15 protein-coding genes are annotated in these 20897 nt (G+C 70.8%); 10 read left to right on the forward strand and 5 right to left on the reverse strand.

Annotation, left to right across the window (positions count from 1 at the left end; genetic code table 11):
- The first annotated feature begins 236 nt into the window (after window positions 1-236).
- A complete protein-coding gene (locus tag G4D87_RS04110; protein WP_240357993.1) occupies window positions 237-1229 on the forward strand; it encodes a helix-turn-helix transcriptional regulator in 993 nt (330 codons plus the stop codon).
- Entirely contained in the window at window positions 1226-2395 is a 1170-nt protein-coding gene (locus G4D87_RS04115; protein ID WP_163779103.1) for a metallophosphoesterase family protein, read from the forward strand. The genes G4D87_RS04110 and G4D87_RS04115 overlap by 4 nt, the downstream gene beginning before the upstream one ends.
- On the opposite strand, the gene G4D87_RS04120 is transcribed toward G4D87_RS04115, so the two are convergent.
- Window positions 2367-3722, reverse strand: a complete 1356-nt coding sequence (locus G4D87_RS04120; protein WP_163779106.1) for a thioredoxin family protein — start codon at window positions 3720-3722, stop codon at window positions 2367-2369. The two genes, G4D87_RS04115 and G4D87_RS04120, sit on opposite strands and share 29 nt — an antisense overlap.
- A gap of 107 nt (window positions 3723-3829) precedes the next feature.
- Here G4D87_RS04120 and G4D87_RS04125 point away from each other — a divergent pair, with 107 nt between their 5' ends.
- The 6 genes from G4D87_RS04125 (at window position 3830) to traB (ending at window position 13473) form a co-directional block, all read left to right on the forward strand.
- On the forward strand, window positions 3830-5572 hold the full coding sequence (locus tag G4D87_RS04125; RefSeq protein ID WP_205507417.1) for a GTPase domain-containing protein: 1743 nt from the start codon (window positions 3830-3832) through the stop codon (window positions 5570-5572).
- Between the two features lie 153 nt (window positions 5573-5725).
- The gene (locus tag G4D87_RS04130) at window positions 5726-6796 is read left to right on the forward strand and encodes a hypothetical protein (protein ID WP_240357994.1); all 1071 of its coding nucleotides are present in this window, start codon (window positions 5726-5728) and stop codon (window positions 6794-6796) included.
- A 183-nt stretch (window positions 6797-6979) separates the two neighbouring features.
- Window positions 6980-8362 (forward strand): endonuclease/exonuclease/phosphatase family protein, encoded by a 1383-nt coding sequence (locus G4D87_RS04135; RefSeq protein ID WP_163779115.1) that lies wholly within the window; start codon window positions 6980-6982, stop codon window positions 8360-8362.
- An 87-nt stretch (window positions 8363-8449) separates the two neighbouring features.
- Window positions 8450-9550: a glycosyltransferase family 4 protein gene (locus tag G4D87_RS04140; protein ID WP_163779118.1), complete on the forward strand. Its 1101-nt coding sequence runs from the start codon at window positions 8450-8452 to the stop codon at window positions 9548-9550.
- A gap of 180 nt (window positions 9551-9730) precedes the next feature.
- Window positions 9731-11833 carry an outer membrane exchange protein TraA gene (gene traA / locus G4D87_RS04145; protein WP_240357995.1) on the forward strand — a complete coding sequence of 701 codons (2103 nt, stop codon included), beginning with the start codon at window positions 9731-9733 and terminating at the stop codon, window positions 11831-11833.
- On the forward strand, window positions 11830-13473 hold the full coding sequence (traB, locus tag G4D87_RS04150; protein WP_163779125.1) for an outer membrane exchange protein TraB: 1644 nt from the start codon (window positions 11830-11832) through the stop codon (window positions 13471-13473). The genes traA and traB overlap by 4 nt, the downstream gene beginning before the upstream one ends.
- An 83-nt stretch (window positions 13474-13556) precedes the next feature.
- Here traB and G4D87_RS04155 read toward each other — a convergent pair whose 3' ends face one another.
- Both G4D87_RS04155 and G4D87_RS04160 read right to left on the reverse strand, forming a co-directional pair.
- The gene (locus G4D87_RS04155; RefSeq protein ID WP_163779128.1) at window positions 13557-14390 is read right to left on the reverse strand and encodes an Ig-like domain-containing protein; all 834 of its coding nucleotides are present in this window, start codon (window positions 14388-14390) and stop codon (window positions 13557-13559) included.
- A gap of 112 nt (window positions 14391-14502) precedes the next feature.
- Window positions 14503-16413, reverse strand: coding sequence for a lipase maturation factor family protein (locus tag G4D87_RS04160; protein WP_240357996.1), 1911 nt, complete (start codon window positions 16411-16413; stop codon window positions 14503-14505).
- 135 nt (window positions 16414-16548) lie between these two features.
- Between G4D87_RS04160 and G4D87_RS04165 the strand changes: the two genes are divergently transcribed.
- Window positions 16549-17202 (forward strand): MBL fold metallo-hydrolase, encoded by a 654-nt coding sequence (locus G4D87_RS04165; protein ID WP_205507418.1) that lies wholly within the window; start codon window positions 16549-16551, stop codon window positions 17200-17202.
- A gap of 17 nt (window positions 17203-17219) precedes the next feature.
- Here G4D87_RS04165 and G4D87_RS04170 read toward each other — a convergent pair whose 3' ends face one another.
- On the reverse strand, window positions 17220-18026 hold the full coding sequence (locus G4D87_RS04170; protein WP_163779137.1) for a hypothetical protein: 807 nt from the start codon (window positions 18024-18026) through the stop codon (window positions 17220-17222).
- A complete protein-coding gene (locus G4D87_RS04175) occupies window positions 18013-18909 on the reverse strand; it encodes a dimethylarginine dimethylaminohydrolase family protein (protein WP_163779139.1) in 897 nt (298 codons plus the stop codon). The genes G4D87_RS04170 and G4D87_RS04175 overlap by 14 nt, the downstream gene beginning before the upstream one ends.
- Window positions 18910-19091: 182 nt before the next feature.
- Between G4D87_RS04175 and G4D87_RS04180 the strand changes: the two genes are divergently transcribed.
- A complete protein-coding gene (locus G4D87_RS04180; protein WP_163779143.1) occupies window positions 19092-20789 on the forward strand; it encodes a GTPase in 1698 nt (565 codons plus the stop codon).
- Window positions 20790-20897 lie beyond the last annotated feature (108 nt).

Genomic DNA, 20897 nt, shown 5'->3' on the forward strand with positions numbered 1-20897 from the left:
TGGGCCCCAAGTCCAGCTCCTCAACCACCTCCAGCACGAATCGCGCGAGGTGGTGCTCCGGCAGCCAGTCCAGCAGCGACGGCGGCAGCAGGAAGGCCTGCTGCACATTCCAGGGGCGGAACTTCTTGCTCATCCCCGGCATTCACCACGCGGGCCTCCCTCCGGGCAAGCCCCACCGCGATTACCGCGACACGCTCCTAGGTGCGCTGCGAGAGGCTTTGCGGGCCGAACGCGCCGTGGCCTATGGCGTGGACGTGGGCCCCGAGCGCTACCACGCGAGCTACTCCTATTGCGCGGGCTTCCCACTCCCCACCGCGACAGTGAATGCGGCCATCGAGAGCCAGGTGTCTGCCTGGGGAGACCCTTGGGGTTGGTTCAATCCCGCCCGGCCCGAACCCGCGCAACGCAACCGCGCGCTGCACTTCCGCTCGCTGACGGAGACCGAGGCGGCCCGCCAACTGCCGCTGCATGACTTGTCAGCCAGCGAGGTGGGGCGCCGGCTGGGCATGAGCGAGGAGTCGCTGGAGAGCACCCGGGAGCGCATCAGCGTCCGCTCCGCGGCGATGTTCCGGCAGCTCGGCGTGGAGAACATGCAATGGCTGCGCACGCTCGTCTGTGATGGGCCGGTGCTCCTGGGTTGGGTGGGCCTGGCCCGCGCCGAGCCCTTCACCGAGCGCGAGCAGCGCCTGCTCCAGGCCCTGACGCCCGCGCTCCAGCGGCGGCTGACCATGGAGACGCGGCTGCGCGAGTCGGGCCTGATGTCCTCGGCGCTCCAGGTCGCCATGGAAGCGCTGGGGCGCGCCGCCTGGGTCGTCAGCTCCAGTGGCCGCGTGGTGCACGCCAACAACGCCGGCCGCGCGCGGCTGGAGCGGCCTGACCCGGAGCTGATGGAGTCCCTGCGCCGCGGCGCCCAGGGCATCCCCTGCTCCGGCCCGCTGACCATGACGCCGCTGCTCACCAGCGGCCTGCCACCCCACTACCTGGCCATCGACACCGGCACCGCGTCCAGCGCCGCCGCGCGCGTGCAGGCGCTGTCGGCGCGCTGGTCGCTCACCGCGCGCGAGTCCGAGGTGCTGACGCACATCATCCAGGGCGAGACGAACAAGTCCATCGCCGGCCGGTTGGGCTGCGCCGAGCGCACGGTGGAAGTCCACGTCACGCACCTGCTGAGCAAGGCACAGGTGGAGAGTCGCTCGGCGCTCATCGCCCGCTTCTTCCAGAGCTCGTGAGCAAGCCGTCACCCCTCCAGGCCGCGCTCGCGCGGGCCGCCGAGTCCGCGGCGGCGGCACCGCGCTCCGTCCCGGCGGAGGACCGGGTCTGGCGGCGGCGGCTCGTCATGGGGGACCCGCAGGCCGACCTGGACCAGGTCCTGGCCATCCTGGCGCACCACGGGCTGCTGGCCAGCGATGGCTGGCTTCGCTCCGACGTGCAGCTCATCTCGGTGGGCGACCACTTCGACTGGGGCAAGCCCCCCGAGCGCGCGTCCGTCGCCGCCAGTGGGTTGGCGCTGGTGGCGTGGCTGGCCGCCCACCCGGAGAACCAGGCGGTGATGCTGCTGGGCAACCACGACCTGGGGCGGGTGGGCGAGCTGGCCGGCTTCTCGGATACGCGCTTCGCCGAGGCCCAGGCCGAAGCGGACCGCATCTACCAGGGCGGGGAGACGGACGAAGCCGCGGAGCAGGCGTTCCTCGCGCGCTGGCCGCAGGTCCCTTCCGCGGAGCTGGTGGCGCGCGACTTCGGCAACTTCCGCGAGGTGCAGCGCACCTGGGTGGAGCACCTGCTGCGGGTGAAGCGCTTCCGCGTGGCCCATGCCGCGGCGCCCGACCTGCTGGTGCTGCACGCGGGCGTCACGCGGGAGGACCTGGACGTGACGCGCCTGCCGCCCGCCCAGCGCGAGGACGCGAACCCGGTGGCGGCGGCGCTGAACGCGGCCCTGGATGCGGCGGTGGCGTCGTGGACGCGAGGCCCGCTCGTCATTCCGGGACTGCACCACCCGGGCAACGCGGCCCAGGGCGAGGGCACGGGCATCTTCTACCAGCGCCCCAGCCTGCTGCCCGAGGACGCCGAGAAGGTGCGCGGCACGCCCCGGCGCCGCTTCGACCCGAGGCGGCTGCCCATGGGCCTGACGCAGGTGGTGGGCCATACCCGCGACAAGCGCAGCCGCGCGATGCTGGGGCTGCCACCCACCGGCGCCCGCGACGGCGTGCTGCGGCACCTCGTCACGGATGGAGCGCGCGTGGACTACGCCCACGGCGCGCCGCCTCCGCCAGCCCCCGGCGCCGCGATGGTGGTGTTCACCGACGGAGCCATGCGCGAGTGCCAGGCCCCGGACTACGCGCTGTTCGACCTGGACACCCGCGCGGCGGCTACCGCGCCGAGGCCTGAAGGCCGCTGAGCTTCTTCTCCAGCCCGGCCACCATGCGCGGCGACACCTGCGAGGCGGGCAGCGACTTCGCGAAGGTGATGGCCTCCTCCAGCGTCTTCACGGCGGACGCCGTGTCCTCGCGCGCCACGAGGATGTCCGCGCGGCCCGACAGCACCGTCAGCCGCCGCGCGCCTTGAACGCGCGCCAGGGCCCGGTCGCTGGCGGCGAGCGCGTCATCCAGCCGGCCCACGAGCCGGTACAACGTCGCAAGGCGCGCGGGCGGGTTGTAGTCCTGGGGCAGGTCCTGCTCGCTCTGCTCGAGCGCGGGAATCGCCCGGGCGGGCGTCTCCAGCTTCATGGCCGCGAGCATGCGGTGCGAGTCGAACACCGTGCGCGCCTGGGGGTTGGGCGCCTTCGCGGCCTCGGCCTCCAGGAACGTCAGCCACTCCTCCGACAGGGCCTTCACGGCCGCCGTGTCCTTCGCCACCTCGCGCGCCTGCACGCGCACCTCGTACAGGCCGGAGCGGTCATCCGCGGACATCTCGATGGCCGGAGGCGCCAGGGCCTCCGCCACCTTGGCCTCCAGGCCGCCGCGCAGCTCCGTCCCCGCCGCGGGGTCCTCCGGCAGCGACAGCACGCAGTACATGCCCAGCAGGGCGCCGTTGGCCCAGGACAGCGAGCGGGGCGTCTTCGGGAGCTCCTCCAGCGCCTTGCGCGCGCACGCCTCGTGCTGCTTCGCGCCGTACATCGCCGTCAGCAGCGACTCCACCGCGCGGCCCCGGCGGGACCAGTCCGCGGGCGCCTCGGCCAGGGCCTCCGCCAGCGTCTCCGCGGCTTCGGCCGAGCGGCCCTCCGCATAGAGCGCGTCCCCGCGAGCCAGCAGGGCCTCCGCGCCGGTGACGCCGCCCTTGTACGCGCGCTCACCGTCCTCGAAGAGCTTCTCCAACTGCGCCACGGTGGCGCTGCCGGCGAAGCGCAGCAGGGCCTTCTCCTGGCGCGGGTCGATGACGTACAGCGTGGGCCAGAACTCCACCGGGTACTTCTCCTGGAACGCCGCGTTCGACGTCAGGTCGGTGTTCACCTCCAGCCACACGAAGCGGTCCGCGTGCCGGGCCAGCGCCGCGTCGGACAGGACGTAGGCCTTCATCGACCGGCACGTGTGACACCAGGGCGCCCAGACGTCGACGAAGAGGGGGAGCCCCTTCGCCTGGGCCTCGGCGAGCGCGCGGGCGTAGTCATCCTCGATGAAGGGCAACGGCCCCTTGGCGTGAGCCGCGTCGGACCCGGGGGCATTCGTGTTCGCGGCGGTGCAGGCGACGAGCCCCGACAGGAGCAGGCAGGCGGCGAGGAGGCGCATGGCGCCACCCTACCGCGCTCCTCCCGCTCTGTCCCCGGCCGACACCTGGGGGGACAAGTGCCTGGGCACGGGGCGCTCCGCGTGCTGTGGTGCGTGGACTTCTGGTGATGAGAGACCCGTACGCCCTGCGCACCTTCCTCGCGTCCGCCCTGGACGCCCTGCCCGCTCCCGAGCGCTTCCCGGACGCCTCGGACGCCGAGCTCGCGCGCCGTCTGGCCGAGCGCCTGCGCCGCGACCTGCTCCCCCGCCTGGGCTCCGCCGACGCGCCCCTGCTGCTGGTGGCCATCGCCGGCCCCAACAACGTGGGCAAGTCCACGCTCTTCAACTCGCTGGTGGGCGCGGCGCTGTCCCCCGCGAGGCCGGAGGGCGGACTCACCAAGCAGTGCCTGGCGGCGGCCCACCCGGAGACGTGGACCGGGCCGCTGAAGGACTTCCTGACGCGGCGCTATGACATCGTCCCCGTGGCCGTCGGCGACGCGGCGCCCGTGGACCAGGCGGGGCCTCCGGGCCGGCTGTACCTGACGCTGTCGGACGCGGTGCCGCGCGGGCTGCTCGTCATGGACACGCCGGACTTCGACAGCGTGTACCGCGACAACCGCGAGCGCGCGGAGGCGCTGCTCGTCACCGTGGACGTGCTGGCCTTCGTCGTGAGCCGGCAGACGTACCAGAACGCCGCGCTGGTGGACTTCCTGCGCGCGGCCGTGGGGCACGGGCGGCCGTACCTGCTCGTCTACAACGAGGCCACGCGCGAGGAGGTGGCCCGCGGGCACCTGGACAAGCTCGCCGAGGACGTGGGCCACCCGGCGCTGGCGCGCTACCTGGCGCCGCACCAGCCCGACGTGGAGGCGGGACTGAAGCCCCTGGCCACGGAGCCGCTGGACGGGAAGCCCGCGCTGGGCGCGCTGCTGGGACAGGCCGAGCACGCGCGCGAGCTGAAGGCCCGGGCGCTGGAGGCCTCGCTCGCGGATGCGCGCGCGGAGCTGGAGGCGGTGTCGCGCGCGGCCTCGGAGGCGGCGCGAGAGCCCGACCGGCTCCGCAAGCGGCTGCGCCACGAGCTGGACGTGGTGGGGGCGCACGCGGCGCTGAAGGCCGTGCCCGCGGACGTGCTCATCGACGCCTTTCGCGACGAGCTGGATGCGCGCAGCCAGTTCCACAAGTGGGTGCGCCTGCCCTTCCGGGGGCTGGCCACGGCGCTCACCTTCGTCACGCGCAAGGTGCGCGAGTCCTTCACCGCGCCCGAGGCCCCGGGCGCGGACACGCCGACCCACGCGGTGGACGAGACGCTGAAGGACGGCGTGCGGCGGCTGGTGGATGCCTTCGCGCCGGAGGTGGCCGCGTGGCGCGCGGACGCTCAGACGCGAGCGAAGCTGGAGGAAGCCTTCGGTCCGGTGACGCTGACGAAGCTGGAGGAGCCGCTGGGCTTCGAGCCCCTGCACGCGCACGCGGCGGACCGGGCCACGCTGTATGCGTACTGCCGGGAGCTGGTCTCCGCGGAGCTTCAGGGCGGCATGCGGGAGGAGCTTCTCCAGACACTGACGACGCTGGTGTACTCCGTGCCGTCAGGCGCGGCGGCGGCGGTGACGGTGGCCACGGGCGGCATGGGCCATGACGCGGTGGTGTGGGCGGGCACGCTGCTGTCCACGCCGCTGATGGAGCGCTTCGTGGACCTCTTGGGCGCCCAGGTGCGGGCCCGGGTCACGAAGAAGTGGGCGGAGGCCCACGGCGCCACCCTGTCGAAGGCCCTGGAGGCGCGGTACTTCTCCGACATCCTGAAGCAGCTCGACGGGCTGGCCAGCGACTGGGACCAGACGGCGGCCCGGCTGGACGAGGCCCGAGCGGGCTTGTCCTGAGGGGCCGTGCGCCCTGAGTGGACTCGGCGACGGTGACACCTTGCATCAGTCCGGGCGGACGCACGGTGACACCTCGGTGAGGAAACGAGCATCCAGGCCCGCTGTCACTCCGTCGGTGCGTGCCCGGCGGCAATGCGCCATGCTGCGCGCCTCATGAACGGCTCGGACCCAGCCGGACTGGGCTCGCCCCCTCTCGTCCTCTCCTTCCGCCACCTGCTGACGGACGCCGTCAGCACGTTCCTGGACGAAGCACGCATGCCTTGCGAGCTGACGGCGGACGCCATTGGCGAGCTCATCGTCACCTTGTCGCGCTATCGCGAGGAGGGCGCCCCGCTGTTTCCCATGGCCTTCGTGGGAGACGATTTGGGACAGATGCTCGAACACCTGGGCGGGCATGACCCGATTGCCATCGGCATCGGGCCGCGTTCGCGCGCCACCATCCAGCGCGCGCTCAAGCAGTGCGCGCCGCTGGGCCAGGGGCGGTGGTGGGCGCTGTACCTGCTGCGCGTCCCGGAGGGCTTCGCCTACGGCGTCTTCCGGACGGACCCCTTTCCCCTCGCGGAGACGCCGCTGGAGCGGCTGCGCCGTGTCGAGGACAGGGGCGCGGGCGTGGTGGGGGTGCTTCAGCTCGCCGACAACATCCTGGAGCTGCGCTCGGGCGGTGGGCTGTGCCGGCATGTGTACCTGTCCGGCGCGAGGGTGGAGTCGGCCTCACCGCCGGAGGTGATGGATGAGCTGGCGGACGTCGTCACGGCTGGCGTCACCACGCACAGTCGCGAGCGTGCGCGAGGGTTCTTCCGCCGGGTGCTCTTCGAGGTGATGCAGGGCTCCCACGGCGCGCTCGTGGCGGTGCTGCCCCGGGAGCGCGCGGGCTCCACGCTGTTCGTGGACGGCATCATCCTGCCCCGACCGCTGGACATGGTGGCGTTGCTGGAGCGCTACCACGTGGACCCCACCGACAGCGCGGGCACCGCCGTGCGCGCCGCCGCGCAACTGCTGCGGGGGATGATGGCCACCGATGGCATCACCGTGCTCCGCGCGGATGGCTGCATCGTGGGCTACAACATCTTCGTGCGACATCCGGAGACGCTGGCCAGCCAGCCGTCCGTGGTGGGCGGCGCCCGGCGGCGGACCTTCGAGGTGCTGTGCGCGGCGCTGGGCACGGAGCTCACCGCCGCGTTCATCCGCTCCCAGGATGGGGACGTGAGCTGCAAGCGGGTTTGAGCGCCCAAATCTTCGCCAGCGGCAAATGTCAGAGCAGCCGTCTATGTTCGTCAGACCTGCTGCTTCACCGAACTCATGAGAGCAGGGCGCTCAGGAAAAACATTGACAGCCTCTCATCCAAACAATCCTCCCACGCCGCCACAACTCTATTCCAAACCCCTCGTAACAATCGCCATTACATTAATGGCACTTACAGCTCCCAATGCCATCGCGGCATGTCCCGAAGACGCATCAATAGCATGCACGAACGAGCATGGCTGCCCCGGCATCAAAACCTGTCAAAACAGAGCCTGGGGCGACTGCATAGGCTCAAGCACCTGCAATGACCCGCCCGCCATTGCGCTTCACTACACGACCACAGGCATCGGAGCGGGGCAGGAGCAACATGTAGAGGGTGTGCCGTGGGCCGGGACGACCGACAACAGGCCTACCTATCTTTTCACACAAGCCCAGAAGTATCTTACGTTCAACGCGGTCGCGTCAGACCCGATCCGGGGCGTCAAGTCCACCAAGCTTTACGGAACGCTCAACGTTCTCTGCATGAAGCGGCGAACCGACATGCAAGTCCGTGAGAGCATTACGACCACGAGCATCCCCGTTCTGAGCGAAAATAGCGCAGCAACGACCTCTCCATCTCGGAGCGTTGCGCTCACCGTCTCATTCAAGTCGTATCTTGAAGAGGATCGATGCCCTGCGGACCATCTCCCGTACAGGCTGGACCTGTCGCTGACGGCCGAGACGACCGACGGAGCCAACAACACCTTGAGGACTCCGCTGCGTCGCTATGTCTTTGTTCAGTCCTTCAAGGTTGCGACCTTCAACATCCTCAATGGAAAAGACACGTCGGGGCAGAACAGCATCGACCGGCTTGGGGTCTTCATGCACGACACCAACGACATTGACGTCGCGTTCCTCCAGGAGGCGCATCAAGACACCGTCAACCAACTCGTGTCGCGTGGATTCATCAAGGAGCTGTCGAGGAACATCCGGCTTTCTGGAAACAACGATCTTGCCGTCCTCAGCAGGTTCCCCATCATCCAGAATGTCCCCGTCCAGTTCTCAGAACCGCTTGAGGGCTACAATCACAGATGGCATTACGTCATCTTGGGACTGGGTGGGTTTTCCGTCAAAGTGGCCAATCTTCATCTTATCGCGACCAGCGTCGCAGTGAGTCGCGGAATTCCCGAGGTGCCCTTTCGGAGGCAGGAGGTCGATGAAGTCATGGCGCACATGCGGTACCCCGGTATGCCAGCCATCATCCTGGGTGACTTGAATGCCATGGTCTTTCAGGACACCCCCCCGTTCACGAACATCCGCTTCGAATTCGAGCCCCTCTACTACACCCAGCCCGGAGCTGCGCCCTACGTGCACTCCTGTCTCGGCATCAGCTGTGACATGACCCCTGACATGCACCTGCGCTTCTATCTGGATCAAATCTGGGTCCAGGACTCGCTCCCAGGGCTCGGGTTCGTCGACGCGTACACAGCATACGACCAGCCACTGGGACTGCCGGGGCAGCTCTCGGACCACTGGATGCAAGTGACTCGCCTCCATCTCAAGGAGTGAGGTCGCAGAGGCGACTCTCCCTGGGCTGCGCATGAACATCGCGGGTTCCCCTCGCAGGCCAGGGGAACCCGTGATGTTCTAGCGACCATGAACTTCGTTTTTGTCGGCACCAGCGCGGGCGCACGGGGCACGGAAACCCATCTGGTTTCCATGGTCCGTGCGCTGGCTCAGGCAGGCCATCAGGTCGCCACGGTTGCCCGACCGAACAGCTTCATCAGCCGGGAGCTGCTGGCGAGCGGACTCCTCGTAGAGCCTGGACTTTTCCGTAACGCGGCGGACGTCCGCGGCGTAGGAGGCGTGTTGCGTGCAGCCCGGCGCGTCCGGCCCGATTGGCTGGTGGGCAGCTTCGGGCACGAGTACTGGCCGTTACTCGCGCTTGGCCGGTTGACTGGGACTCGCGTCGCGCTGTTCCGCCACCTCAACAGCCGCCTCAAACCCGCCTCTCGAGTGCTGCTCCCTCGCTGGGCCGACCGCTTCATCGCGGTCTCCGAATCCATGCGGTCGGATCTTGTACGGCAGGGCGTGGCTCCGGAGAGGATTCAGCTGCTCTACAACCCTCTGGACGTGGAGCATTTCCGTCCGGATGCCGAACTACGGGCGACGACACGCCAGGCGCTGGGCATCGGAGCGACGGAAGTGCTTGTTGGCTTCGCAGGCGCCCTTAAAAAGGAAAAAGGTGCCTTCAGTTTGGCGAAGGCCTTCAACGAGGCGATGGCTCAACGACCGGCGCTCCGAGCCCTATGGGTCGGCGAGGAAACGGCACATGCACGGTTGAGGGAAGCCATCTCCCCGGAGTTCCAAGCACGGCACATCCTCCAAGGATGGACGCGCGACATGAGGCCGCTCTACGCAGCGATGGATGCCTTCGCGGTCCCTTCGGAGTGGCTGGAGCCGTTCGGGCGGGTCTCCAGCGAAGCCCAGGCCTGTGGCGTCCCGGTCCTGGCGAGCCGCATTGGAGGCCTTCCAGAGACATTGAGTGAAGATGAGAGCGGGTGGCTGCTGGCCCCCGGCAACGTGGCGGCTTGGCGTGACGCCATCACTGCCGTTTGCGACCTTCTTCCAGCGCGCCGAGAGGAGATGGGCGCCGCGGGAACTCGGTTCGTCCGTGAGCGATTCTCCCTGGAGCGCATCGCAGCGGAGTTCATCACGATACTGGAGGGCTCCGCGCTCACGCTCCTTCCCAGGTGACGAGATAGAGCGCCTCGCCAGACTGGTTTTTCTAGTTATCCAAAGTACCAGAGTGATCGCTGAATCTCCCCCGTTGAGCGACACCTGGAAGACCTGGGACGTCGTAGCGGGAAGCCGCACGTTGCGGGAATTGCGGTTGTGGTCGATATCCCGCATTCTTACGGGGCTTTGAAATCGCCCGTGTCCCGCATCGCGCGTACCGCGCTCACTGTCCTGGCGGTGTGCCTCGCGGCCTCGACCGCCTGGGGCCAGAAGCTGCCCGATGTCGTCATCCAAGGTCCCCCCATCGCCTCCCCCCTCACCGGCGATGGGCAGGGCCTGTGCGTGGCGTCCAATGTGTGGACGCGAAACAGGAACGAGTTCCCACAGACGAGAGGTACCTATCTTGATGGCATCAATGGGTACCTCGAAGAACCAACGAGCAGGCAGAGCCGCGTCACCACCGTGATGCGGACGTTGTTCGACCTGTCGAACAACCTCAACGACGGTCGCACACTGAGCTACGGCGATTTCACCGTTCAGGCGGCTGGCACGAACTGCTCGGCAGGTGGTTGTAGCTTCAGCGTCATCTCCGACAATGACGCATCCACTCCCTTCGTCGCTCGATTCAGAGGATACCTGAACGTTCCGACCGAGTTGACGAACCAGCCCGTTCACTTTGGCTACTACACGGACGACGCCATCAGCCTCGTCGTATATGACCGGAACCAATCGTACACGGTCATCAATCGCCCCCCTGAGCTGGGAGCAGCCACTTGGCGAACGAGCAACAGTGTTACCTTCACTGAGCCCGGGCTCTATGCGGTAGAGATGCTCTACTCGCAAATCAACGAGCATGCAGCGCTGGAAATGTCCATGCGCACCGGCTCATTCACAGGGTTCGAGCGCCCTGCGAACCAGCCGCCCGTCGTCAACCTCTTCACCTCCGGCTTCGAGCTCCTCCGCCCCGCGCAGTTCTTCCAGACGGAGAACGGCCTCCTCTCCGTCCCTGACCAGCCCGACCGCTGCGAGCAGTGCAACCGCGGCAACGCGAACGCCCCTGGCAACGGCGGCTGCGGCCCCTCCTTCCGTTGCAACGCGGCGGCACTCTGCGCGCCCTGCAACTCCTCGTTCTTCTGCGGCGAGTCCTGCTCCCCTTGCGGCGAGTCCACGCCCCACTGCGCCAACATCAACGGGAGCACCCAGTGCGTCCAGTGCACCGAGGACGGACAGTGCCCCAACGGCCGCTGCGACCTCGAAACGAACCAGTGCACCGGCTGCAACGAAGACAGCGACTGCGCCACCGGCGCCTGTGACGCCGAGACGTTCACCTGCGTCGAGTGCAACGACGACAGCCAGTGCCCGAGCGGCGAGTTCTGCGCCACCGACCTCCACGAGTGCCGTGAGTGCACGCAAGACGCCCACTGCCCTCAAGGCGAGTCCTGCACCAACAACGTGTGCTCGCCCTGCGCTACCGATGATTCATGCGCCGGCAACTCCTGCAACTGCTGCCCCAACGGCACCCAGTGCACGGCGCTGACGCCCGGCGCCACGCCGACCTGCGTGGAGTGCACCACCAGCAGCCAGTGCGCCAACGGCCAGCAGTGCGACACCGCCAACGGCCGCTGCGTGGACAGCGTGCCTTCCTGCAACACCGCCGACAGTTGCGGCCCTGGCTGCGTGAAGTGCCCCGGCGAGCGCCCCCACTGCCTCGACGGCGAGGTCTGCGTCCAGTGCCGCAATGACCTGGAGTGCGGCGACGGCCAGTTCTGCCTCAGCGGCGAATGCGCCTCCTGCACCACGGACCGGCACTGCGGCCCCCGCTGCGGCGCCTGCGGCGACGACACCCCCTTCTGCCTCTCCAATGGCACCGCGCAGGGCAGCACCTGCGTGGGCTGCACGGATGACGGGGACTGCGGCAGCGGCGTGTGCAACCCCACCACGCGCACGTGTGAGAACTCGGGCGCGTGCGCGGTGACGTGCGAGCCGGGAACGGTCTGCGACGGCACCGCCTGCGTGGAGTGCTTCGCGGATGCCCACTGCCCCTGCGGCGGCACCTGCGACGTCGCGACGAACACCTGCTCCACCGCCTGCTCCGACAGCGGAGACTGCCTGGGCGTGGAGCACTGCTCCGCGAAGACGATGGAGTGCGAGCGTGGCCGCCGCAAGCCGGGCACCGAGCCTCAAGGCGGCGCCTTCTGCTGCGGCACCACCGCCGACGCCACACCCGCCGGCAGCACCACCTTCCTGCTGCTGCTCGCCGCGGGCCTCATGTTCCTCCGCCCCCGGCGCACCGCGCGATGAAGCCTTCCCACCTGTTCCTCCTCGTGGCGCTGGGGTTGTCCACCGCCGCCACCGCTCAGCCGGACGCGCGCTTCAACGTGCAGCTCTTCCGTCCGTCCGGCGCGCCCCAGGACCTGGTGGTGGTGCAGCAGTCGCGTCCGCTGTCACACCTGTCCGTCTCCGCCGGGCCCTACCTCAGCTATTCGCTCAACCCCCTGTCGCTGATTCCCGAAGGCGGCGACCTGAGCAAAATCAACCTGGTCGGCAACCGCCTCCAGTTGGACGTCATGGCCACCGTCGGCCTCTTCGACTGGGCCGAAATCGGCGTGGACATGCCGCTCATCCTGGCCCAGGGCGGCGACAACCTGGAGGTCATCGGCACCGAGGGGAGCGTGGAGAGCTTCGTCTTCGGCGACCTCCGGCTTTCGGGCAAGGTGGCCATCCCCGGCCTGCGCCGGCCCGCCGAGGGCAAGGGCTGGGGCGGCGCGGTGACGCTCAACGTGAGCTTCCCCACCGGCGCCCAGGACGCCTTCGCCGGAGACGGCGAGCTGACGTGGGCCCCCGGGCTGGTGCTGGACTACCGCTTCGAGAACGGCATCCTCCTCGCGCTCAACGGCGGCTTCTGGCAGCGCCCCGACCGCGTCTTCAGCGGCGTCTCCGTGGGAGACATGATGCCCTTCGGCGTCGGCGCGGAGGTCCCCATCCTCCGAGGCAGCGGCGTCACCGCCGTGGGCATGGTGCACGGCGCGGTGGGTCTGCAGAAGCAGCCCGACGAGCCCCGCCAGGTCCCCGCGGAGGCGCTCTTCGGCCTGCGCTGGTACAGCTCCACCGGCCTCACCTTCACGTTCGGCGGCGGCATGGGCTGCGGCTGCTCCATCGCCTCGCCCTCGCTGAGCTTCTTCACGTCCATCCTGTGGATTCCGGCGAAGACGCGCGAGTGGGAGGCGCTGGAGCGCTTCAAGGAGCCGCCCGCGCCCCCCGAGCCGCCGCCGCCGCCCGTCGACCCGGATGGGGACGGCGTGATTGGCGAGTCGGATGGGTGCCCCGACGTGGCTGGCCCCGTGGCCAACATGGGCTGCCCGGACACGGACAAGGACGGGGACGGCGTGGTCGACCGGCTCGACCGGTGCCCGGACCAGCCCGCTGGCAGCCGCGGCAAGGACGGGTGCCCGCTGGCCCGCCGCGACGGCAACCGGATTGTCATCCTGGAGCAGCTCAACTTCGCCACCGACCAGGACATCATCCTCTCCGAGTCCTTCCCCATCCTGGAGGAGGTCGCGCGGGTGATGAACGAGAGCCCGGAGATTGACCGGATGCACGTCGAGGGGCACACCGACTCGCGCGCCAGCGATGCGTACAACCTGGACCTGTCGCGCCGCCGCGCCGCCAGCGTCATGCGCTTCCTGGTGGAGAGCGGCGTGGCGGCGGAGCGACTGTGCTCGCAGGGCTTCGGCCGCTCGCGGCCAGTCGCGGACAACGCGACGGACGAAGGCATGGCGCTCAACCGCCGCGTCGACTTCACCATCCAGCCGCCGAGCGACGGCCCGCGCCCCCCCTGCCCGGAGGACCCGGGAGCCAAGAAGCGCAAGCGCCCCACCCGGAAGGCCCCGGCCAAGGCCAAATCAAAGCCGAAGGCGCCCGCGGCGGCGCCGAAGCCGTAGCGCGCGGGGGCTACCGCGAAGCGACATGAGCGACTTCGCGGCCCGCCCCTCGGCGCCGCCTCCGCGGCCGCCCGAGAGCACCGCTACGGGACGACGAACTCCGCCGCCGACCGCCGCCGGCCGGCGACCACGGACACCACCGCGCGCCCGGTGCCCACCGCCGTCACGCGGCCTTCGGGTGACACCGACACCACGGAGGCGTCCGACGTGAAGAACTCCAGCGGCACCGTGTCCAGCACGACGCCGCTGCGATTGAAGGCCCGCGCCTGAAGCTGCACGGACTGCCCCCGGCGCTGGAAGGCGTGGTGCGTGAGGTTGAGGCCCAGCCGCGCGAAGTCCGCCGGCACCACCTGCACCGCGATGTGCCGGCTGAGGTGCCCCAAGGTCGCGCTCAACACCGTCTTGCCCGGGCGCACGGCCACCAACTGCCCGTCCTCCACTCGCGCCACCGTCTCATCCGAGACGCGGAAACTGGGCGTGGCGTCCTGCAACGAGGAGCCCAGCTCGTTCCTCGCCACCACGCGCAGCTTGATGACACGCCCCACCTCCAGGAAGTCCGAGCCCGGAGCCCGCACGTCCAGCGAGTTGAGGATGGTCAGCTCCAGCGGCAACGCCGCGCGGACCTTGCCTCCCGTCGCGCCGATGGTCGTCCGCCCGGACTTGCGCACCGTCAGCAAGCCCTCCTGGACTTGCGCCACGTCCGGCGCGGAGCTGGTCCACCGCAGCTTCGGGTTGGACATGGGCTGGCCTTCCGCGTCGAAGACCTCGTACGCCAGCTTCACGGTCTGCCCAGGCGTGCGGAGGTACTTCGTCTCCAGCGGCTCCAGCTTCATGGTGGTGGGCGTGGGCCCGCAGGCGCTCAGCAGCCCGATGACGGCGACAAGAGGGATGCAAAAAGGAATACGCGGCGTCTTCACGGCGTCACGACGGCGGAGATGGGTGGGAAGCCCCCATTGTAGCCCCACCCCGTCGTCGGCGTATGAAAAGGGGCCCTGGACCTTCAGGGCCGCACGCCTGCTCCCACCCGCCTCACGCCCCGGCCTGCCATTGCAGCGCGGGGAGGCGTCCACGCGGCCGAGGCCCTGGCGCCAGCGACAGGGGCGGCACGTAGAGGCCCAGCCGCTCGCGCCGCCACCAACGGCCCGTGCGCCGCTGCTCGGCCACGTCCGTCATCCGGTAGTCGTACAGCACCGCTCGCACCATCCGAGGCGGCCGGTCCGGGAAGGGGTTGCCCGCCAGCAGGCCCAGGACCTCCGGCGCGCCCTCCAGCAGCCGGGCCAGGAACGCGACGAACCAGCCAGGGGGCGAGCCGAGCGCGGCGAACCACATCTGCCAGTCCAACCGCGGCTGGTGGGGCGCCACCTGCCGGGGAGGCCGGGCCGGGTCCCCCGCCTTGTAGCGGAAGGAATATTCCTTCCACTGCTCGCCGTCGTCGGAGCCCTCCACGAGGATTTCCGGCCGCTGCACCGTCATCATGCTGAACAGGCCGTAGGGATTCACCGAGCGCAGAGGCCGCGCCTGGGACTCCAGCCACGTCATCACCGCGCCGACACGCTCGGGCCGGTGCCGCTGCCACCCCTCGAACCGGCGAAGCACCTCCGACGCGCCCAGGGCCAGCAGCGGCGACACCCCCAGCGCGGACACGCCGGTGCGCCACCAGGGCCGCGGCTGGGCGGGGGGCCCGTCCTTCAACGGCAGCACCCGTCGCAGCGCCGCGTCGTCCAGGAGCCACACACCCAGCACCCAGGCCTGGACGTTGAAGAAGCCGTAGTTCCCCGTGGCGGCGATGGCGGCCTGCAAGCCGCTCAGGCTCCAGAAGGCGAACTGCCGCAAGCGCCGGGGCCCGAAGGCCAGGAAGGGCACCACCGTCTCCAGCCAGAGCACCGCCCCGGTCGAGGCCCGCTGGAGCCGGCGAGGCAGATGATGCGCGTACCAACCACCCCGCGTGGGCAGCGGCGCCGTCTCGTAATAGTGCTCGCACGCCGTCAGCTCGCGCCAGGTCCGGTCTCCCGACTTGAGCTTGCTCAGCCCCGAGCCGAAGTAGAGCCGGAACACGAGCAGCCGGAAGAGGAACACCTCCAGCGCGGAGGGCTCGTCACGGCCCAGGCCCGGCCGCGAGCCCCCGGGCGCGGTGAGCGCCGCCAGCAGCCCCATCTCCAGCAGCAGCACGTCCCACTGGAAGGAGAGGAACTCACGCCCCACGGCCACGTAGGAGAGGTACAGCGCCCACAGCGACGACGCGCTGAGCCGGGGCGCCACGTTGAAGAGCAGCGCCAGGGACAGCACCTGCCCCGCCCAGCACCCACGCACCAGCGCGGCGTCCGACGCGTCCCACCAGAACAGCGACGGGATGCGCCGCCACCGCGCGAGCGCCGAGGGCTCTTCGCGGCGCTCCGCGGATAGACGCTCCGCCACGGGGCGGAGGCCTTGCGTCCCATACAGTCCCCGCACCTGCCGCCCCAGCGACGTGAAGGCGATGAGGAACGTTCCTCCCAGCAGCCGCAGGAAGACCCAGCGCACCCATCGGTATTCGTGCGGCACCACCGCGCGCCCGAAGAGCCAGCGGTCCACGCCCGCCGCCTGACGACGATGCCGGGCCACCACCGCGTAGACGCCCTGGGCCAACTGCAACACCCCCGGCATCAGGCCCAGCCTCGCGGCCACCCGAGTCCCCCGGCGAGGTGACGCGGCGAGCGCGCGGAAGAGGGCCTCCGCGCCCTGGGACACCCGGCCAGAGGGCTCCACCAGTTGCATGGCCCTGCGCATGTCCGCCTTCGGGATGCCCAGCAGCCAGCGGCGCCACCCGCTGCCCGGCCGGTAGCGGACGCGGTCCCCGGTGCGCCACCGCCAGCGCGCGGCCCAGCGCCGGCAGAACGCGCAGTCGCCGTCGAAGAGCACCAGGGGCCGGGCCAGCACACCGCGAGAGAGTCGCGCCATCATGCGGGAACGTTGTGCCGTCTCGCGGACGACGTCCCCGGGTCCTCGGGCGCCCGCCGTGGAAGCGGCGGAGCATCCAGGCCGTGGCCTCCCTCCCCGCCCCGGTGACACCGCCCGCGGGTGCCTAGCTTTGTCCGCATGAGCGAGCCCAAGGGGAAGGCGAAGCGGACAAGCGAGTTGGTGCCCGGCGTCCACCACTGGACCCTCTCCGATGACCGCATCGGCGGCGCGCGCAGTGACGCGTATGCCGTGGTGGACGTCGACGGGGCCGTCGTCCTCATCGACCCGCTGCCCATCGACGAGGCGGCGCTGCGCGAGCTGGGGAACATCTCCGCCATTGTCCTGACGGCGGGGAACCACCAGCGCTCCGCGTGGCGGCTGCGCAAGGCCTTCAAGGTGCCTGTCTGGGCGCCGGAGGGAGCCCAGACGCTGGAGGAGCAGCCCGACTTCTTCTATGTCGCGGGAGACACGCTGCCCGCGGGGCTCATCTCGTTCCACACGCCCGGGCCCACCGAGGCCATGTACACGCTGTGGATGCAGCAGCACCCGCGCGCCGTCGCGTTCCTCTCCGACCTGCTCACGCACGAGGAGGGGGAGACGCCGGAGTTCGTCCCCAGCGAGTATCAGGACGAACCGCTGCGCACCCGGCACAGCGTCCAGCGCATCCTGGACCACCTCCCCGTGGAGACGCTGTGCTTCTCCCACGGGGCGCCCATCCTCCGTGACGGCGCCCGCGCGTTGCGGCTCGCGCTGGAAGCGGACATGGAGTCGCCCGCCGCGCCAGCGCCCTGAGCGGGCACGCGCGCGCTTCAGCCAAGCGGGCCTTCGCGCACCAGCACCTGCCCCGCCTCCAGCCCCGGAGGCACCAGGTGCAACACCTCGCCCGCCTCCGCGCGGGTGAGCAGCGCGCCCAGCGCCGGGAGGTCGCTTGCGGGCACCCGCAGCGACGGCGTCAGCGAGAGGCGCCGCGCCATCGCATCGCCCAGCCGCGCCTGGTCCGTCAGCGCCGACTCGTAGACGAAGGAACGCTCTCCGTACTCATGCCCGCCGGGCACGCGCCCCACGAGGCGCAGCGGGCCCAGCCTGGAATGGACTCGGACGCTGGGGTTGTCCCACTGGGCCACGCCTCGCAGCCGCCGCGCGCGCAGCATCCGCAACGTGAGCAGCTTCACCCACGGCGACGCCCCCGTCCCCGGCAACATGCTCAGCAGCGACACGCCGATGAACAGCCCCGGCGTCACCGAAGGCGCCGCGTAGTAGGCCGCGCCAATGGCCGGGTCCTCGTCGGCCAGGCCCAGCCGCTCGCGCACGGGAGCCGCCAGCATCCGGGCCGGACAGCGCAGCAGCCCGATGGCGCCCGGTAGCAGATACAGGTCCGACAGCACCCAACGCGGCACGCCGATGCCATTGAAGGCGAGCTGGTTCAGCGTCAGGTACTGCCGCGCCAGGTCCGCGTTCCGCTCGGCGGGCAGGAACGTCACCGGCACGCCCAGCGGCGCCAGGTCCAACGCGCCCGCGTGCTCGCCCGAGCCCAGCGCCACCAGCGACGCTCCGGGATGCGCGGCGAGGAAGTCCTCCGCCTGCCGTGGCAGCGTGTCCGCGTCACCCATCGGCATCGATGTCGCTCGCGACGGCCGACAGCCGGAACGCGTCTGGGATGTGCAGCGTCGCCGCGTCCACCTCCGCGCGTGACACGAGGCAGCGCGACGAGCCACCGCCCTTCTCACACAGCTCGCGCATGGGGTGCGACACCACGCGCAGCCCCAGCGCCTCCAGCCGCTCCCTCACCGAGTCCGGCACCACGGAAGGCGCCAGCACGTCACGCCCCACCGGCAACCCGTTGGTCGCGTAGCGGCGAATCTCCGCCTCCGTCACGAGGAGCAGCCGGTGCTCGCCGAAGCGCTCGCGCAGCAGCGCATGGGCCTGGGGCGCCATGACCTCCGGGCACACCATCAGCCGGTCCACCGCGGGCAGCGGCAGCACCGCCATGTTGCCGTGGAAGGCGGGCTCGCGGACCTGGAGGCGCAGCACCTCTCCGGGGAAGTAGCGCGCCGCGGCCTCCAGGCCGTCCAGCGTCGTGCGGCCGCCCCAGAACAGCAGCGTGACCCCGTCGAAGGTGGCCACGTCGCCGTGGGCCTCCCAGATGCCCACGCCCGGGTCCACCACCTCCATGCCCAGCGCCCGGGCCAGGGGCGCCCAGTGCTCGCGCTCCGTCTGCCGGTGCGCGCTCATCATCCGCGGCAGCAAGAACAGCGGCGCGGCGCCCGGACGCGCCACCACCTGTCCACATTCGGCGGCGTACGGCATGCCCGTCAGGAGCTCGGAGGGAGACGGCAACGCGACCACCGTGCCGCCGCGCGCTTCGATGTCCCGGGCCAGCGCCAGCCACTCCCGCCGGGCCTGAAGCGCGTCCACGGGCGGCGCCTCGCGGCTGCGGAAGTTGCTCCGGCCGCGCAGGGCCCACGTGCGTCCCGGCGGCGACATGAGGAAGAGGTCCATGGTGGTACTGCTTCTACTCCTCCCGGCCTCCCCGCTGCCATCCGGTCCCCGTCCCACCCTGGCGCCCGACGCGCCCAGGAGGGCACCTCGCGAGGGGCCGCCGCCGGAAACTGCACGCTGGCGCACCCTCCGCGCATCTTCTTCGTAGTCACCCGGGCGAAGCCGGGACAGGCTCTCCCCACGTGGACGAGACGAGCCTGCCTGAACCCGATGCCCTGCGTTCCCTGCTGAAGACGGCCCTGGAGCTGCCCGCGCTCCGGCCGCATGCCGCGCGCCTGGAGCGGCTGGTGGACGACTATGCGCGCGGCGTGGCGCGCAAGGACGCCCCCCTGAGCGTGGCGCTGGTGGGGGCCACCGGCGCGGGCAAGTCCACGCTGCTCAACGCGCTGGCGGGGCAGGCCCTGTCGCGTGAAGGCGTCAACCGGCCCACCAGCACGGCCGCCACCGTGTTCGCGCCAGAAGGCACCCCCACGGACGCGCTGGCGGGCTCCGGCGCGCGCGTCATCACGTATGCCCCCGGCCCCCAGGGCCTGTGGGGCGGACAAATCTTCATCGACACGCCGGACCTCAACAGCGTGGCCACCACGCACCGCGAAGTGGCCCGCGCGGCGCTGGAGCGCGCGGATGTGGCGCTCGTCGTCATGCACCGCGGCAGCGTGGCGGAGGCCTCGCAGGTGGAGTTCCTCACGGAGTTCGCCCGCCGCCGCGCGCTCGTCTTCATCCTCAACTTCGCGGACGAGCTGTCCCCGGAGTCGCGCGACACGCTCAAGGCCCAGGTGCGCCGCGTGGCCTCCGAGCAGTACGGCCTGGCGCAGGAAGACGTGCCCGTCTTCGCCATCAGCGCCCTGTCGGCGAAGGACGGCCGGGACGTGTCCGGCGAGTTCGGCGCCCTGCTCTTCCACCTGCGCGGCCTGGCCACGCAGGCGGTGGCCGCGCGCGTGCGCAAGACGAACGCGATGGGCGCGCTGGAAGAGGTGCACACCCGCGTGGAGGCCGCGCTGAAGGAGACGGACGCGACGCTGTCACGCACGCGCGCCGCGCTGGACTCGGGGCTGGAGAAGGCGGCGGAGGGCCTGCGCGCGGACTTCGACGCGCGGCTGCGGCTGGCGCACGGCCACCTGGCGGCGGAGGTGCGGCGTCAGGCGGGAGGCCGCTTCTGGGGGCCCGCGGCCTGGGGCCTGCGGCTGTCCCTCTGGGGCGCCAGCGGGCTGGGCGCCGCGGCGCTGGTGGGGCGCAGCAGCCTGCCCGCGGGGCTGGCGGTGGCGGCGGCCTCCACCGTGGTGGACGTGGTGCGCGGCCACACCCGCGCCCGGGCCGCGGAGTCCGCGGTGGTGGAGCCCTTCGAGGACGACTTCAGCGCCCAGGCCGCGGCGCGCACCGCGCTGGCGGAGGCGCGCAGCGTGGCGCGCGCGAGCGGACTGGAGCCCGCGCTGCTGGGCGTCCCCGACGTGGACACGCTGCTGGAAGAAGTGAGGGTGGCCCGGGCGGGCGCCTGGCGCTACACCGCCACCACCGGCGTGGCGGAGGCGGTGGCTGGCTGGTGGCGCACCGCGCGCTGGCTGGTGCTGCCGCTCATCAACCTGCCGCTGCTGGCCCTGCTGGGGCATGTGGGCTACCGCGTGGTGCGGGCCTACGTGGAAGGCCCCCTGCTGCCGTTGGACTACTTCGTCAACGCGGGGGCCCTCTTCATGCTGCTCGCCGGAGCGGGCGCGCTGCTGGCCTCAGCGAGTCTCGCTGGGGCCGCTCGCCGTGCGGGGACCACGGGCCGGGCGCGCTTCGTCGAGGCCCTGGCCGCCCTGGGCGGGAGGCTGGGAGAGGCCGTCGAGGATGCGCTGCGCCCCGGGCGGGAGGCCGCGAAGGGCCTGCTGGCGCTCCGGTGACATGGACACCACCGGCTGCCCCGGGGTGTGCGCGCCGCCGTTGCTGGCCATGAGCGACTGCGTGCCGTTGTCCTTGCAGATGGGCGCGGCCACGCGGGTGTCGCGCAC

Source organism: Myxococcus vastator (assembly GCF_010894475.1).
GTDB lineage: Bacteria > Myxococcota > Myxococcia > Myxococcales > Myxococcaceae > Myxococcus > Myxococcus vastator.